At 73.8% G+C, this 14,174-nt stretch carries 18 protein-coding genes; 9 read left to right on the plus strand and 9 right to left on the minus strand.

Going from position 1 to position 14,174, the window contains the following annotated elements; translation table 11 throughout:
- Positions 1-76: 76 nt before the first annotated feature.
- Positions 77-364 carry a DUF1905 domain-containing protein gene (locus NFX44_RS02855; RefSeq protein ID WP_262281886.1) on the minus strand — a complete coding sequence of 96 codons (288 nt, stop codon included), beginning with the start codon at positions 362-364 and terminating at the stop codon, positions 77-79.
- A gap of 4 nt (positions 365-368) precedes the next feature.
- Complete coding sequence (locus NFX44_RS02860) at positions 369-1,016, minus strand: DUF998 domain-containing protein (RefSeq protein ID WP_262281887.1); 648 nt, start codon at positions 1,014-1,016, stop codon at positions 369-371.
- Positions 1,017-1,149: 133 nt separating this feature from the next.
- Here NFX44_RS02860 and NFX44_RS02865 point away from each other — a divergent pair, with 133 nt between their 5' ends.
- A complete protein-coding gene (locus NFX44_RS02865) occupies positions 1,150-2,439 on the plus strand; it encodes a histidine kinase (RefSeq protein WP_262281888.1) in 1,290 nt (429 codons plus the stop codon).
- On the plus strand, positions 2,427-3,086 hold the full coding sequence (locus NFX44_RS02870; protein ID WP_262281889.1) for a response regulator transcription factor: 660 nt from the start codon (positions 2,427-2,429) through the stop codon (positions 3,084-3,086). The genes NFX44_RS02865 and NFX44_RS02870 overlap by 13 nt, the downstream gene beginning before the upstream one ends.
- Positions 3,087-3,091: 5 nt before the next feature.
- On the opposite strand, the gene NFX44_RS02875 is transcribed toward NFX44_RS02870, so the two are convergent.
- The 4 genes from NFX44_RS02875 to NFX44_RS02890 all read right to left on the minus strand — a co-directional run bounded on the left by NFX44_RS02875 (position 3,092) and on the right by NFX44_RS02890 (position 6,091).
- Entirely contained in the window at positions 3,092-3,514 is a 423-nt protein-coding gene (locus tag NFX44_RS02875) for a thioesterase family protein (protein ID WP_262281890.1), read from the minus strand.
- A gap of 40 nt (positions 3,515-3,554) precedes the next feature.
- Positions 3,555-4,394, minus strand: coding sequence for an amino acid ABC transporter ATP-binding protein (locus NFX44_RS02880; protein WP_262281891.1), 840 nt, complete (start codon positions 4,392-4,394; stop codon positions 3,555-3,557).
- A gap of 4 nt (positions 4,395-4,398) precedes the next feature.
- Positions 4,399-5,193 carry an amino acid ABC transporter permease gene (locus tag NFX44_RS02885; RefSeq protein ID WP_262281892.1) on the minus strand — a complete coding sequence of 265 codons (795 nt, stop codon included), beginning with the start codon at positions 5,191-5,193 and terminating at the stop codon, positions 4,399-4,401.
- Positions 5,194-5,272: 79 nt separating this feature from the next.
- Positions 5,273-6,091, minus strand: coding sequence for a basic amino acid ABC transporter substrate-binding protein (locus NFX44_RS02890; protein ID WP_262281893.1), 819 nt, complete (start codon positions 6,089-6,091; stop codon positions 5,273-5,275).
- Positions 6,092-6,306: 215 nt separating this feature from the next.
- Here NFX44_RS02890 and NFX44_RS02895 point away from each other — a divergent pair, with 215 nt between their 5' ends.
- Both NFX44_RS02895 and NFX44_RS02900 read left to right on the plus strand, forming a co-directional pair.
- Complete coding sequence (locus NFX44_RS02895; protein WP_262281894.1) at positions 6,307-6,906, plus strand: TetR/AcrR family transcriptional regulator; 600 nt, start codon at positions 6,307-6,309, stop codon at positions 6,904-6,906.
- Positions 6,903-8,531: an isovaleryl-CoA dehydrogenase gene (locus NFX44_RS02900; RefSeq protein WP_262281895.1), complete on the plus strand. Its 1,629-nt coding sequence runs from the start codon at positions 6,903-6,905 to the stop codon at positions 8,529-8,531. Before NFX44_RS02895 ends, NFX44_RS02900 begins: the two co-directional genes overlap by 4 nt.
- Before the next feature lie 13 nt (positions 8,532-8,544).
- Here NFX44_RS02900 and NFX44_RS02905 read toward each other — a convergent pair whose 3' ends face one another.
- The gene (locus tag NFX44_RS02905; protein WP_262281896.1) at positions 8,545-8,847 is read right to left on the minus strand and encodes a hypothetical protein; all 303 of its coding nucleotides are present in this window, start codon (positions 8,845-8,847) and stop codon (positions 8,545-8,547) included.
- Entirely contained in the window at positions 8,841-9,152 is a 312-nt protein-coding gene (locus NFX44_RS02910; protein WP_262281897.1) for a hypothetical protein, read from the minus strand. The genes NFX44_RS02905 and NFX44_RS02910 overlap by 7 nt, the downstream gene beginning before the upstream one ends.
- Positions 9,153-9,247: 95 nt before the next feature.
- On the opposite strand from NFX44_RS02910, the gene NFX44_RS02915 reads away from it, so the two are divergent.
- Entirely contained in the window at positions 9,248-10,063 is an 816-nt protein-coding gene (locus NFX44_RS02915; protein WP_262281898.1) for a hypothetical protein, read from the plus strand.
- Between the two features lie 6 nt (positions 10,064-10,069).
- Here the strand turns inward: NFX44_RS02915 and NFX44_RS02920 are convergent, their stop codons facing one another.
- Positions 10,070-10,666, minus strand: a complete 597-nt coding sequence (locus tag NFX44_RS02920) for a TetR family transcriptional regulator (protein ID WP_262281899.1) — start codon at positions 10,664-10,666, stop codon at positions 10,070-10,072.
- A gap of 173 nt (positions 10,667-10,839) precedes the next feature.
- Here NFX44_RS02920 and NFX44_RS02925 point away from each other — a divergent pair, with 173 nt between their 5' ends.
- The 4 genes from NFX44_RS02925 to fabG are packed head-to-tail and all read left to right on the plus strand — an operon-like array spanning position 10,840 to position 14,174.
- Positions 10,840-11,604 carry an SDR family oxidoreductase gene (locus NFX44_RS02925; RefSeq protein WP_262281900.1) on the plus strand — a complete coding sequence of 255 codons (765 nt, stop codon included), beginning with the start codon at positions 10,840-10,842 and terminating at the stop codon, positions 11,602-11,604.
- A complete protein-coding gene (locus NFX44_RS02930; RefSeq protein WP_262281901.1) occupies positions 11,604-12,386 on the plus strand; it encodes an SDR family oxidoreductase in 783 nt (260 codons plus the stop codon). Before NFX44_RS02925 ends, NFX44_RS02930 begins: the two co-directional genes overlap by 1 nt.
- Positions 12,383-13,366 (plus strand): NADPH:quinone oxidoreductase family protein, encoded by a 984-nt coding sequence (locus NFX44_RS02935; RefSeq protein ID WP_262281902.1) that lies wholly within the window; start codon positions 12,383-12,385, stop codon positions 13,364-13,366. The genes NFX44_RS02930 and NFX44_RS02935 overlap by 4 nt, the downstream gene beginning before the upstream one ends.
- 52 nt (positions 13,367-13,418) lie before the next feature.
- Positions 13,419-14,174 (plus strand): 3-oxoacyl-ACP reductase FabG, encoded by a 756-nt coding sequence (fabG, locus tag NFX44_RS02940; protein ID WP_262281903.1) that lies wholly within the window; start codon positions 13,419-13,421, stop codon positions 14,172-14,174.

The raw sequence follows: 14,174 nt of genomic DNA on the forward strand, positions 1-14,174 counted from the left end.
CCGGCGCCGGAGCGGGCGGGCGCGGCCACACCGGACCCCGCCGTTTCCCGTCCCGCGCCACGCCCGTCGCCGTCCGTCACCGCGTGACGGTCAGGTGGACGTCCACCCGGTCGCCCAGCGCGATCCCTTCGGCCCGGCGGACCGCGGTCTTCACCGGCACGACGTAGCGCCCGTCCTTCGGCCAGAGCGACGTCGCCCATCCGGTCCCGCCGATCCGCGCGGTCACCGGGATCATCCCCCAGCCGTAGGTGACCGACGCCGAGGCCGCCTCCAGCTCCCCGCACAGCTCGTCGGGCACCGTGACGAAGTGCCAGGGCGCGGGCCCCCGCCAGAACCACACCTCGCCGCTGAACTCCAGCTCCACCCGCTCAGGATAGGCGTCGATCCCGCCCGGCCCGCACCATCCGCACCGCGACCAGCACGGTCCACACCAGCAGCGGGAAGACGGCCACCCGTTCCATCCCCCCGACGCCGATGCCCAGGTCGGCCTGCGCGAGGAAGAGCAGCACGCCGGCCACCCCGGTGGACCCGAGGACCAGGCTGGCCGCCCGCATCCCGCCGAGCACCGGCGACCGCCGGGCCAGCGCCGCCACCAGCATGGCGAGGTTGCCCAGCACGAAGATCAGCAGTGCGGCCAGGAAGTGCCGGTTCTCGTCGACGTCGGCCGGGGCGGCGGCGGCCAGCGCGTAACCGCCCGCGGCCGCGAGGGTGAGCAGCCGCGACCCCGTGGCGGCGGCCCCGCGGCCGAGCGCCGGCCAGGTGAGCAGCACCCCGAGGGCGAGGAGGGCTCCGGTGGCGGCCGTCGCGCCGTTCATCACGCCGTGCCAGGGCGAGCAGACCGGGCGGGGCCGGGTGCTGTCCCACAGCCCGCAGGTCACGTTGCCGAGGTCGCTGATGTTGTTGGTGGCCCAGCTGAACGGCGGCTGGCGCCAGGCCAGCCCGACGACCACGTTCGCGGCCAGGAACAGGGGTGCGGCGAGCAGCCAGCTGGCGGCGCCGAGACGGTCACGATCCATGCGTCCAGTCCAACGTGCGAGGGGCGACCGGCGCACGGGGCGTGACGGGCCGGAACAGGGTAGGGCCAGGCATACCTCGGGAGGGGGTCCAGACGGCTGGGCTGCGCGGACACCGCCTGGCTAGCGTGACGACATGACCTTGGACGAACCCCGGGACCTGGCGGGAGCCCTGCGCCGGCGCCACTACCTGATCTCCGCCTGGCCGTGGCGCGCGCTGGCGTACGCCGTCACCACCGTGCCGATCGCCGCCGTCCTCGCGGTCGGGTTGTTCGTGGTGGGGGCGCCGCTGCTCGCGGTGGTGACCGCGGCGCAGCGGGGCCGCCCCGTGGCCCTCCCCCTCGTCGTCGTGCTCACCGTCGTCGCGCTGGCCGCGGTGGCCGTCGCCCCGCTGGCGAGCGCCCCGCTGGCCGTGGTCGAACGCTGGCGGCTGGGCCTGGTCGACGGGCGCCCGCTGCCGGGGCCCGTGGTGCGCGGGCTGGCCGCGCGGTACACCACCGGCGCGGCGTGGCGCGAGGTGGCGTACGCGGCCTGGCTGGGCGGCGCCGTGCCGCTGGCGTACGGGATGTTCGCGCTGCTCGTCCTGGTCGACGTCCTCCTGCTCGCGGGTCCGTGGGCGGCCGGCGGCGCCGACCGGATCGCGCTCGGGTGGACCACCGTGGACACCCCACGCGCGGCGGTCCCGTACGCCGTCGCGGCGCTGCTCGCCGTGCCGGGGCTGGGCTATCTGGCCGGCCTGCTCGTCGCGGCCCAGGCCGGGGTGGCCCGCTGGCTGCTCGGTGCCCCGTCCGACGGGCCGGCGCTGCGCGAGGTCACCCGCTCCCGTGCCCGGCTGGTCGGCGCGTACGAGGCGGAACGCCGCCGTATCGAGCGGGACGTGCACGACGGGGCGCAGCCGCGGCTGACCAGCCTCACCCTCCAGCTCGGCCTGGCCCGGCTCGACGTGCCCGAGGACTCCCCCGCCGCGAAGCCGCTGGCGATCGCCCACGAGCAGGCCAAGGAGCTGATGGTCACGCTCCGGCGGATCGTGCAGGGCATCCGCCCGCAGCAGCTCGCCGAGCTGGGTCTGGCCGGCGCCGTCGGCGAGCTGGCCGCCCGGGCCACCGTGCCGGTCACGGTGCGCGCCGACCTCACCCGGCCGGTCCCGGAGCTGGTGGAGACCACCGCCTGGTACGTGGTCTCCGAGGCGCTGGGCAACGTCGCCCGGCACGCCGGGGCGACCCGCGCCGAGGTGCGGCTCACCCGCCCCGAGCGCCGCCTGGTCGTGGAGGTGGAGGACGACGGGAGGGGCGGGGCCGACCCGGCCCGGGGCACCGGGTTGACCGGGCTGGCCGACCGGGTCGCCGCGGTGGACGGGCGGCTGCTGCTCGCCAGCCCGCCCGGTGGCCCTACCCTCGTCCGGGTGGAGCTGCCGTGCCGCCCGTGACCCGCGTGGTGCTCGCCGAGGACGAGGTCCTCCTGCGGGAGGGCCTGGTCGGGCTGCTGACCCGGTTCGGCTTCGCCGTGGTCGCCGCCGTGGGCACGGCGCCCGAGCTGCTCGACGCGGCCCGCGCCCACCGGCCGGAGCTGCTGGTGACCGACATCCGCATGCCGCCCGAGCACCGCGACGACGGGCTCCGCGCTGCCGTCGCGCTGCGCGCGGAGCGACCCGACCTGGCCGTGGTGGTGCTCAGCCAGCACGTGCAGAGCGGGTACGCGGCCGCGCTGCTCGACAGCGGCGACGGCCGGCGGGTCGGCTACCTGCTCAAGGACCGGGTCGCCGACGTCGCCGAGTTCGCCGACACCCTGCGCCGGGTGGCGGCCGGCGGCACGGCGGTCGACCCCGACGTGGTGCGGCACCTGCTGCGCCGCCCCCGCGATCCCCTGGCGGCCCTGTCGCCCCGGGAGCGGGAGGTGCTGGCGCTGGTCGCCGAGGGCCACTCCAACGGGGCGATCGCGGCGCGGCTGCACGTCACCGAGGCGGCGGTCGGCAAGCACGTCGGGAACATCCTCACCAAGCTCGACCTGCCGCCCGCCGACGACACCAACCGGCGGGTGCTGGCCGTGCTCGCCTACCTGCGGGCCGGCCGCTAGGCGGCTCAGAGGTTCATCGGCGCCGGGTCGCTGGCGAGCTGGCGGAACCGCACGCGGGGGTCGGGCACCAGCCGCCGGGAGGCCAGGTCCAGCAGGCCACCCACCCCGGTGATGGTGGCGACCGGGGTGCCGTCCGGGCGGGTCAGGTCCTGCACGATCTGGAACGTCTTCCCCTCGCCCCAGCGGAACTCGCAGGACACATCCACCTCGTCGCCGCCGCGCAGCTCCCGCAGGTAGCGCAGGGTGACCTCGAGGGCCACCGGCCCCACACCGCCGGCGAGGAGCCGGTCCTGCGGGATGCCGGCCGCCCGCAGGCACTCCCACCGGGCGTGCTCGCCGTACTGGAGGTAGACGGCCTGGTTCAGGTGGCCCTGCGTGTCGAGTTCGTAGCCGCGGACGGTGACGCGGACCCGGAACGGATCTCCCATGGGGTCGAGCCTAGCCAGGGGTACGACACCGCCGCGGCGGTCACAGCTGGTGGCGGTCGTCGGCCGGCAGGCCGGGCGCCTCGGGCGGTTCGGCGGACTCGCCGGGCCGGCCGAGCTGCGCGACGTGGGTCGGGTCGAGGACCCGGGAGAGGAACGAGCGGGTCCGCTCGTGCCGCGGCGCGCCCAGCACCTCCTCCGGCGGGCCCTGCTCCACCACCACGCCACCGTCCATGAACACGACCCGGTCGGCGACGTCCCGGGCGAACGCCATCTCGTGGGTCACCACCATCATGGTCATGCCGTCCTCGGCCAGCTTGCGCATGACGGTGAGGACGTCGCCGACCAACTCGGGGTCGAGCGCGGAGGTCGGCTCGTCGAAGAGCATCAGCTCGGGGTCCATCGACAGCGACCGGGCGATGGCGACCCGCTGCTGCTGCCCGCCGGAGAGTTGGGCCGGGAACGCGCCGGCCTTGTCGCTCAGGCCGACCCGGTCCAGGTTGGCCCGCGCGACCCGCTCGGCCTCGGCGCGGCCGCGCCGCAGCACCCGGCGCTGGGCGATGGTGAGGTTGTCCAGCACGGTGAGGTGCGGGAAGAGGTTGAACGACTGGAAGACCATGCCGATGCCGCGGCGTACCGCGTCGATCTCGACGTCCGGGTCGGTCATCTCGGTGCCGTTCACCCAGATCTTGCCGGCGGTCGGCTCCTCCAGCAGGTTGACGCACCGCAGCAGGGTGGACTTGCCGGACCCGGAGGGGCCGATGACGCAGACCACCTCGCCGTGGCCGACCTCGAAGTCGATGCCCTTGAGCACTTCGAGCGGCCCGAAGGACTTGTGCAGGTCGCGGATCTCGACGGCGGGCTGGGACGGGCTGGACGTCATCGGGTCACCGAGCCTTGGCGTAGCGGAGTTCGAGGCGGCGCACCACCTGGGAGAGCGGCAGGGTGATGATCAGGTAGGTCAGCCCGGCCACCAGCAGCGGGGTGGCGTTCACCCGGTCGTTGAGCGTGTCCCGGCCGAACTTCGTGACCTCGATGGTCTGCGCCGTCACGCCGAGCACGTAGGCCAGCGACGAGTCCTTGGTGAGCAGGATCAGCTCGTTGGTCAGCGGCGGGATCACGATCCGGAACGCCTGCGGGATGACGATCGTGCGCATGGCCGTGAAGTGCGACATGCCGAGGGTGCGCGCCGCCTCCATCTGCCCCTTCGGCACGGCCTGGATGCCGGCCCGGATGGTCTCGGCCATGTACGCGGCGGCGGTGAGCCCGAGGCCGATCGCGATCGACCCGAAGACGCCGCCGGGGATCTCCCGCTCGGGGAAGGCGATCGGGATGCCGTAGCCGACCAGGAAGAGCACGAGCAGCGCGGGCAGGCCCCGGAACAGCTCGATGTACGCCGTCGCCACCCACCGGTACGGCGCCACCCGGGACAGGCGCATCAGCGCCAGGATGGTGCCGAAGACCAGGCCGAAGGCGAACGCGCCCAGCGTGTAGAGGATCGTGTTGCGCAGCGCGACGGTGATGACCGTCGGGAACATCGACTCGATGATGTCGACGCGGAAGAACGCCTCCCGCAGCCGGCCCCAGTCCGCCGCGAGGATCACCACGGCGATGACGGCCACGAAGGCCAGGTACTGGAGCCAGAGGGACAGCCGCTCTCGCTGGCGGCGTCGCAGCTTCACGTTCGGCGCTCCTTGGGAGGTGCGGAGGGGTGCCGGGGCGGAGGGCGCGCCGGGCGCGCCCTCCGGCCGGGTGGGTGGCTCAGGCGGTCGGCTTCTTGCCGATCCACTTCTCGTAGATCGTGTTGTAGGTGCCGTCCTGCTTCGCCTTGGCGAGCGCGTCGTTGATCTTCTTCAGCAGCTCCGGGTTGCCGTCCTTCTTCACCGAGAAGCCGTACTGCTCACCGGTGTCGAACTCGGCCGCGACCTCGAAGCCGCCCTGGTGCTCCTTGATGTACTCGGTCCAGACCGGCAGGTCGTTGATGGCGGCCTCGATCTGGCCGTTGGCCAGCGCCTGCTGCTCGGCGGCGAGGTCCTCGAACTCGACGAGCTGGAGGCCCTTCTCCTCGGCGACCTTCTTGGCGTAGTCGCGGCCGGTGGTCGCGGCCTGGACGCCGAGCTTCTTGCCCCGCAGGTCGTCGAGCGTCTTGTACGCCTTGCCGGTCTTGACCAGCATGGCCTGGGTCGCGTCGAAGTACGGGTCGGAGAAGTTCATGACCTTCTGCCGTTCCTCGGTGATCGTCATGCCGGCGGCGGCGGCGTCGCACTTGCCGGTGTTCAGGTCCTGGCCGGACTTGATCCCCTCGAACGGCGTGTCGACGATCTTCTGCTCGACGCCCAGGTCCTTGGCGACCAGGTCCATGAGGTCGACGTCGAACCCGACCACCTTGCCGCTCGCGTCCTTGGACTGGAACGGCGCGTAGGGCAGGTGGGTGCAGACGGTGAGCTTGCCCTTCTCGACGAGCTTGACTCCGCTCGCCTGGGTCTCGCCGTCCTCCTTCTTGGCGCATCCCGCGCTCGCCGCGAGGGCGGCGATCGCCACGACGATGCCAGCCCTGCGGACTGCGCTCTGGAACGTCACGGCAGTGTCCCTCCGTTCGACCCTGGTATGACAGCCAGCCAGGGCTGGTGCACGACGGTGTGACAGGGGACGGTACCCGATCGGTGGAGTCGCACCAAGATCATGACGGGCGACCGCACCCAAGCTGTGACCGATTCCGCCGAGTGATCCCGGCACCCGGGACGCAACCGGACGGACCTTGCGCACAAGGATTGAACGGTGGTTCACTTCTTCCCGTGGCGTACCGGAGCACCGAGCGGGTGAAGGCCCGGCTGAGCGCCTCCCGGCAGCGGATCATCTCGGCCGCGCTGGCGATCATGGCCGGCCACGGCTACGCGGGCTGCTCGGTCGCGGCCGTCGCCGAGCGGGCCGGCGTCGCGACGGGCACCGTCTACCGGCACTTCCCCACCAAGGCCGACCTCTTCGCCGAGGTGTTCCGCACCGCCTCGCAGCGCGAGGTGGACGCCGTGGCGCGCGCCGCGGCGCAGCGGGCCACCGTCGCCGCGCGGATGTCGGCCGTCGTCGAGACGTTCGCCGGCCGCGCCCTGCAGTCCCCCCGGCTGGCGTACGCGCTGCTCGCCGAGCCGGTCGACCCGGCGGTCGACGCCGAGCGGCTCACCTTCCGCCGCGCCTACGCCGACCTGATCGCCGGTCACGTGGCGGCGGGCGTGGCGAGCGGCGAACTGCCCGCCCAGGACCCCGAGTTGACCGCGACCGCGCTGGTCGGCGCCCTGGCCGAGGCCATGGTCGGCCCGCTGGCCGCCGGGGTCGCCGGCCCGGGCACCATCCCCGACCTGATCCGGTTCATCCACCGCGCGCTGGGAGTATCGCCGTGACGACACACGAGGTGTTCAACCAGGTTCCCCCGCTGGCCGGCCACGACGCGGCGGACGACCCGGCACTGCTCGACGGGCTGGACCGGGAGGGCGCCGGCTGGGCCGCCGCCGAGGTGCACGAGCTCGGCCGGCTCGGCGGCTCGGCGCCGGCGATCGAGCACGGGCGGCTGGCGAACGAGCACCCGCCGGTCCTGCGCACCCACGACCGCCACGGCCACCGGATCGACGAGGTGGAGTTCCACCCGGCCTGGCACGAGCTGATGCGCACGGCCGTCGGCCACGGCCTGCACGCCGCGCCGTGGGCCGACGAACGGCCGGGCGCCCACGTGGCCCGGGCGGCCAAGTTCTACGTGTGGCGACCCGACGCCGGCCACGGCTGCCCCATCTCGATGACCTACGCGGCCGTGCCCGCCCTGCGGCACAGCCCGGACCTGGCCGCGCGGTACGAGCCGCTGCTCACCGCGACGGCGTACGACTTCGGGCTGCGCCCGCCGCTCGCCAAGCGGGGCCTGCTGGCCGGCATGTCGATGACGGAGAAGCAGGGCGGGTCGGACGTGCGCGCCAACACCACCGTCGCCCACCCCGACCCGGACGGCGCCTACCGGCTCGTCGGGCACAAGTGGTTCACGTCGGCGCCGATGTGCGACGTCTTCCTCACCCTCGCCCAGGCGCCGGGCGGGCTCACCTGCTTCCTGGTCCCGCGCGTCCTGCCGGACGGCACGCGCAACCCGATGCGGCTCATGCGCCTCAAGGACAAGCTCGGCAACCGGTCCAACGCCTCCGCGGAGATCGAGTACGAGCACGCCGTCGCCTGGCGCGTCGGCGACGAGGGCCGCGGGGTGCGCACCATCATCGACATGGTCAACCTGACCCGCCTCGACTGCGTGATCGGCGCGGCGGCCGGGATGCGCCAGGGGCTGATCACGGCCGTCCACCACGCCACCCACCGGCGCACCTTCGGCCGCTACCTGGTCGACCAGCCGCTCATGCGCAACGTGCTCGCCGACCTGGCGGTCGAGTCGGAGGCCGCCACCGTCCTCATGATGCGGCTCGCCGGCGCCACCGACCGGTCGGCGCGCGGCGACGCCGGGGAGACGGCCTTCAAGCGGCTCGCCCTCGCCGTGGGCAAGTACTGGGTGTGCAAGCGCTGGCCGGCGCACGCCGCCGAGGCCCTGGAATGCCTGGGCGGCAACGGCTACGTCGAGGAGTCGGGCATGCCGCGGCTGTTCCGCGAGTCGCCGCTGAACTCGATCTGGGAGGGCTCCGGCAACGTGGCCGCGCTGGACGTGCTGCGCGCGGTCGCGAAGGAACCCGAGGTCGTGGAGGCGTTCCGGGTCGAGGTGACCGCTGCCGCCGGCGCGGACCCGCGGCTGGACGCCGCGCTGCGCCGGGTGCAGGCCGACCTGTCCAACCACGACGACCTCGAACTGCGGGCCCGCCGGGTCGTCGAGCGGCTCGCCCTGGTCCTGCAGGGCGCGCTGCTGGTGCGGCACGGCCACCCGGCCGTCGCCGACGCCTTCTGCGCCTCCCGCCTCGGCGGTGACCACGGCCAGGCGTTCGGCACCCTGCCCGGCGGTGTCGACTTCGCCGCGATCATCGCCCGCGCCGCGCCCAAGGTGGGCTGACCGGAGCCGCGGGTCAGCAGAACCAGCCGTCCTGCACCCAGCCGTTGCGGTTGACGTGGCCGTAGGCGAAGCCGTAGATGTAGCCGCCGCTCCTGGGCCCCTTCACCTGGAAGGTCTGCCCGGCGTACAGGGTGCCCATCCAGGCGCCCAGCGGTTCGGTGCGGACGAACAACGACTCGGCGCACACGGTCTCGCGCACGCCGATGGTGCCGTTCGCGGCCAGCGCCGGCGACGACACCGCCAGCAGCGCGACGGCCGTCGCGGCGGCGACCCCCAGGCGGGCCAGCCGCCTGGACCGGGAGGACGAGGTCACCATGAGTCGTACCCTCCGATGCACTCGATGCGCAGGTAGCCCCAGTCGTTGGGGCCGAAGTCGAACGTCGCCGCCCAGCCGTTGTAGACCGGGTGGGCACCGGGTGTGTGACCGATCTTGTTGCCGTACTCCAGCACCCGTTTGAGGCCGTAGGGGCCCGAGGCCGAGTCGTAGTTGTCGTAGAAGCTGGCGCTCTGGCAGATGGTGACGGCGTGGCGTGGCACCACGTAGGCCTGGGCGGCGGGAGGCGCCGCCAGCACGACGCCCAGCGCCGTCACGGCCGCAGCCGCCTTGGCAGACATTCGCATATTCAACTCCCTCGCTGGAGGTGCGGGCAACGTAGCAGATTGCCACGGCCCGCTACAACGCTGTAGATTTTCGCCAACCGGATCGAGGAGTGACGATGGCTCGGTGGCGTGGCGTGACCCGGATCGTGACGGCGCTGGCCGCCGCCCTCGCGGTGACCGCCCTGGTCGCCCCGTCCCCCGCGGCCGCCTGGGGATACGGCGTCAACCGGGTGCAGACGGCGGCCGAGGACTCCTGGGCGCAGACCGGCATGGGACCGGGCTGGGTGCTGCTGAGCTACAAGGCCAACGGCCCGATGGTCGGCTACCTGTTCGCCCGCGACTTCGTGTTCGCCGACGGCACCGTCAAGTCCAGCTTCGACCACATGGACATCCGCGACACCGGCGACGCCAGCGCCGGCAACACCGAGGGCATCACCCGGTGGCCGTGGGGCTTCGCCGGCGGCAGCTTCGACGGGTGCGCCTACGCCTACGGCACGCGCAAGTTCGCCATCGAGCGCAGCGGATTCTCGTCCTCGAGCTGCGCCGGCGGTCCCACCGTGAGCGGCTCCAGCAACGCCGACGGCACCCCCGACCAGCTGCGCTGGTGGCATTCCGAGCAGGTGTTCTGCACGGCCAACGGCGTCGACCCGCTGTGCAGCCCCTATGGCGTGTGGAGCGAGAACAAGGGCGGCGGGCTCAAGGCCACCACCGCCCGCACGGCCTGCGCCGCGTACGGCAACATCGGCGCCGCCGCGGCGTACGGGTCGGGTCCCGCCGTCGCCGTCCACCCGCTCGGCACGGCTCCGGCCGGTGCGCAGATCGACATCCGCTACGTCACCAGGGATCGCCAGTGGATCATGGCGAAGTGGCGCGGGAACCGGTTCGCCGCCGGGATCGCCTGGGCGTTCCTGCCCCGATCCTGCGTCTGGTGAGGTCGGTCAGCGGGCGCCGACGATGCGCAGCGCCATCTCGGCGTACCGGGCGGCGATGTACTCGGGCACCAGGTCGCCGCCGTCCCGGTACCACCGGCCCACGTCGACGCCGAGGGACAGCAGCGCGGCGGCCGCCATCCGGGGGTCCGGGGTCTCGAACACCCCGGCCGTGACGCCCGCCTCCACGAGCTGCCGGATCGCCTGCTCGATGTGGTGGCGGATCTCGCGGATCTCGGCCAGGTGCGCGGGGCTGAGGGCGGCCAGCTCATAGTTCACCACCCGGGTGGTGGTGTGGTCGCGGGCGTGCGTCACGACGAAGTCGTGGACCACCCGCCGTAGCGCCGTGGCCGGGTCGGCGGACGAGGCGACCGCCTCCCGCACCAGCCGCAGCACGTGCTCGTGCCCCGACCGCGAGATCAGGTAGAGCAGCTCCTCCTTGGACCGGTGGTGCACGTAGAGCGCGGCGGGGCTCAGCCCGGCCGCCGCCGCGATGTCCCGGGTGGTCGTGCCGTGGAAGCCCCGCTCGGCGAACGCGCTGACGGCCGCGTCCAGCAGCCGGGCGCGCGTCACGTCGGCGCGGGACTGCTCGGCGCTGTCGGTCACCACGTCCGTCCTTCCCCTCCTGAGCCTCGGCCGGCATTGATACCACAAATCGGCCGGGGTGGACCTGTTGACGAGGCCCGGCCGGGGGGACCTGTTGACGAGGCCCGTCGGGCTGTCGCACACTCCCTCAGACACATTCTAAGCAAGCGCTTAGTAAGTCGGAGGAGGTGGCCGTGTCGGAGGCCCCGTCGAGCAGATTCGCCGGCCGCACGGCGATCGTCACCGGTGCCAGCCGCGGCATCGGCCTGGCCGTCGCCGAGCGGCTGGTCGCCGAGGGCGCCCGGGTGGTGATCACGGGCCGCAAGCAGGCGGCGTTGGACGAGGCGGTCGCCCGGCTGGGCGCCGGGCAGGCGGTCGGCGTCGCCGGCCACGCCGACGACCCCGACCACCAGGCCGCGGTGGTGGCCCGGGCGGTCGACGCCTTCGGCGGCGCGGACCTCCTGGTCAACAACACCGGCATCAACCCGGCGTACGGGCCGCTTGTCGACCTGGACCTGGCCGCCGCCCGCAAGGTCTTCGAGGTGAACTGCCTCGCCGCGCTGTCCTGGGTGCAGCAGGTCCACCGGGCGTGGATGGGCGAGCACGGCGGCGCGGTCGTCAACGTCTCCTCGGTGGCCGGCGTCCGGCCGGCGGCCGGCATCGGCTTCTACGGCGCCAGCAAGGCGATGCTCACCCACCTCACCCAGCAGCTCGCCGTCGAGCTGGGCCCCGACATCCGGGTGAACGCGGTCGCCCCGGCCGTGGTGAAGACGCGGTTCGCCACCGCCCTGTACGAGGGCCGCGAGGAGGAGGTGGCGGCCGCGTACCCGCTCCGGCGGCTCGGCGTCCCCACCGACGTCGGCGGCGCCGTCGCGTTCCTGCTCTCCGAGGACGCCGCCTGGATCACCGGCCAGCTGCTCGTCCTCGACGGCGGCCTCACCCTCACCGGAGGTGTCTGATGCCGGTGCGGGACCGGGGCGTCGTCGTCACCGGCGCCGGGCACGGCATCGGCCGCGCGCTGGCCGCCCGGCTCGCCGCCGGGGGCGCGCGGGTCGTGGTCAACGACCTCGACGCCGAGGCGGCCCTGCGGGTGGCCGAGGCGGTCGGCGGCTTCGCGGCTCCCGGCGACGCCGCCGGGGAGCAGGGCGTCGCCGCGCTGGTCGAGACCGCCCGGGGCCACCTGGGCCACATCGACGCCTGGTTCGGCAACGCCGGGATCGACCGCGGGCGCGGGCTGGACGCCGCCGAGGCCGAGTGGGCGGCCAGCCACGAGGTGAACGTCATGGCCCACGTACGCGCCGCGCGACTGCTGATCCCCGGCTGGGTCGAGCGCGGCGCGGGCCGCTTCGTGGTGACCGCGTCCGCGGCCGGGCTGCTCACGACGCTCGGGAACCCGGCGTACGCGGTCAGCAAACACGCCTGCGTCGCCTTCGCCGAGTGGCTGTCGGCGACCTACCGGCATCGCGGGGTCGTGGTGCAGGCCATCTGCCCCCAGGGCGTACGGACCCGGATGCTCGACAACAGCGGACCGCTGCGGGAGCTGATCAGCCGAGACGGCGCGCTCACCCCCGAGGACGTGGCCGAGGCGACGTGGCAGGCCCTGCACGACGACCGGTTCCTGGTCCTGCCGCACCCCCGGGTGGCCGACTACTACCGGCACCGCGCCACCGACACCGACCGCTGGCTCGACGGCATGAACAAGCTCCAGCGGCAGATCGAGGACCAGGGAGGCCTCCGATGAAGGCATGGCGGGTGACCGCGCTCGGCGAGCCGGTCGACGTGCTGCGGCTCGTCGACGTGGCGGACCCGGCCCCGGGCCCGGGGCAGCTCGTGGTCCGGGTGCTGGCCAGCCCGGCGAACTTCCCCGACGTCCTGATGTGCCGCGGTGAATACCAGGTCAAGCCGGAACTGCCGTTCACCCCGGGGGTCGAGCTGTGCGGCGAGGTCGTCGCCCTCGGCGCCGGGCTGACCGGGTTCGCCGTCGGCGACCGGGTGCTCGGCGGCGCGACGCTGCCGCACGGCGGGTTCGCCGAGTACGCGCTGCTGGACGCCGCGAGCACGTTCCCCGCGCCGGCGGCGCTCGACGACGCCGAAGCGGCGGCCCTCTACATCGGCTACCAGACCGGCTGGTTCGGCCTGCACCGGCGGGCCGGGCTGCGCGCCGGCGAGACGCTGCTGGTACACGCCGCGGCCGGCGGCGTCGGCAGCGCGGCGGTCCAGCTCGGCAAGGCGGCCGGCGCCCGCGTCATCGGGGTGGTGGGCGGCCCGGAGAAGGCGGAGGTGGCCCGCGCCCTCGGCGCCGACGTGGTGGTGGACCGGCGCGCCGAGGACTTCGTCGCGGTGGTCAAGGCCGAGACCGGCGGCCGGGGCGCCGACGTCGTCTACGACCCGGTCGGCGGGGACACCTACCAGCGTTCGACGAAGTGTGTCGCCTTCGAGGGCCGGATCCTCGTGGTCGGCTTCGCCGGTGGCCGGATCCAGTCCGCCGCGCTCAACCACGCGCTGGTGAAGAACTACTCGATCGTCGGCCTGCACTGGGGTCTCTACCAGCGCCACGACCCAGCCGCCGTCGTCGAGTGCCACCGTGCCCTCACCGAGCTGGCGACCCAGGGCGCCGTAAGGCCCCTGGTCAGTGAGCGCCTCCCGCTCGCCGAGGTGGCCGACGGGGTGCAGCGGCTGGCCGACGGCTCCACCGTCGGCCGGGTGGTGTACGTCCCGTGACCGTTTTCGGCGCCGACCTGTCCCGTCCGTACCCAGCGAGGAGTTGACCGCCATGACCATCACCCGCACCGCCGTCGTCACCGGAGCGGCCCGTGGCATCGGGGCCGGGGTCGCGAGGCGACTGGCCCGCGACGGCTTCGCCGTCGCCGTCGTCGACCTGGACGAGGCGGCCGGCGAGCCGGTCGCCGACGAGATCCGGACCGCGGGCGGCCGGGCCCTGGCCGTCGGCGCCGACGTCGCCGACGAGGGGGCGGTGCGGGCGGCCGTGGACCGGATCGCCGGCGAGCTGGGCGAGCCCACCGTCCTGGTCAACAACGCCGGCATCACCCGGGACAACCTGCTGTTCAAGATGACCGCCGACGACTGGGACGCGGTGGTGAACGTGCACCTGCGGGGCTCGTTCCTCATGACCCGCGCCGTGCAGGGCCACATGACCAGGGCCGGTTGGGGGCGGATCGTCAACCTGTCCAGCACCTCCGCCCTGGGCAACCGGGGTCAGGCCAACTACGCGGCCGCGAAGGCGGGGCTGCAGGGCTTCACGAAGACCCTCGCGCTTGAACTCGGGAAGTTCGGGGTGACGGCCAACGCGATCGCCCCGGGGTTCATCGAGACCGAGATGACCGCCGCCACCGCGGCCCGGCTCGGCGTGCCGTTCGAGGAGTTCAAGCAGGCCGCCGCGGCGCAGATCCCGGTCGCCCGCACCGGCACGCCGGAGGACATCGCGCACGCCGTGTCGTTCTTCGTGAGCGAGGCGGCCGGCTTCGTGTCGGGCCAGGTGCTGTACGTGGCCGGCGGGCCGAAGGCCTGA

The sequence above is a fragment of the Micromonospora sp. MA102 genome, from assembly GCF_025460765.1.
In the GTDB taxonomy this organism is placed as follows: Bacteria; Actinomycetota; Actinomycetes; order Mycobacteriales; family Micromonosporaceae; genus Micromonospora; species Micromonospora halotolerans.

Bases quoted from the DNA above. Each gene is read 5' to 3' on its own strand.
- NFX44_RS02860 (WP_262281887.1), bottom strand. From the start codon at position 1,016: ATGGATCGTGACCGTCTCGGCGCCGCCAGCTGGCTGCTCGCCGCACCC.
- NFX44_RS02865 (WP_262281888.1), top strand. From the start codon at position 1,150: ATGACCTTGGACGAACCCCGGGACCTGGCGGGAGCCCTGCGCCGGCGC.
- NFX44_RS02875 (WP_262281890.1), bottom strand. From the start codon at position 3,514: ATGGGAGATCCGTTCCGGGTCCGCGTCACCGTCCGCGGCTACGAACTC.
- NFX44_RS02880 (WP_262281891.1), bottom strand. From the start codon at position 4,394: ATGACGTCCAGCCCGTCCCAGCCCGCCGTCGAGATCCGCGACCTGCAC.
- NFX44_RS02905 (WP_262281896.1), bottom strand. From the start codon at position 8,847: ATGGTGACCTCGTCCTCCCGGTCCAGGCGGCTGGCCCGCCTGGGGGTC.
- NFX44_RS02910 (WP_262281897.1), bottom strand. From the start codon at position 9,152: ATGCGAATGTCTGCCAAGGCGGCTGCGGCCGTGACGGCGCTGGGCGTC.
- NFX44_RS02915 (WP_262281898.1), top strand. From the start codon at position 9,248: ATGGCTCGGTGGCGTGGCGTGACCCGGATCGTGACGGCGCTGGCCGCC.
- NFX44_RS02930 (WP_262281901.1), top strand. From the start codon at position 11,604: ATGCCGGTGCGGGACCGGGGCGTCGTCGTCACCGGCGCCGGGCACGGC.
- NFX44_RS02935 (WP_262281902.1), top strand. From the start codon at position 12,383: ATGAAGGCATGGCGGGTGACCGCGCTCGGCGAGCCGGTCGACGTGCTG.
- fabG (WP_262281903.1), top strand. From the start codon at position 13,419: ATGACCATCACCCGCACCGCCGTCGTCACCGGAGCGGCCCGTGGCATC.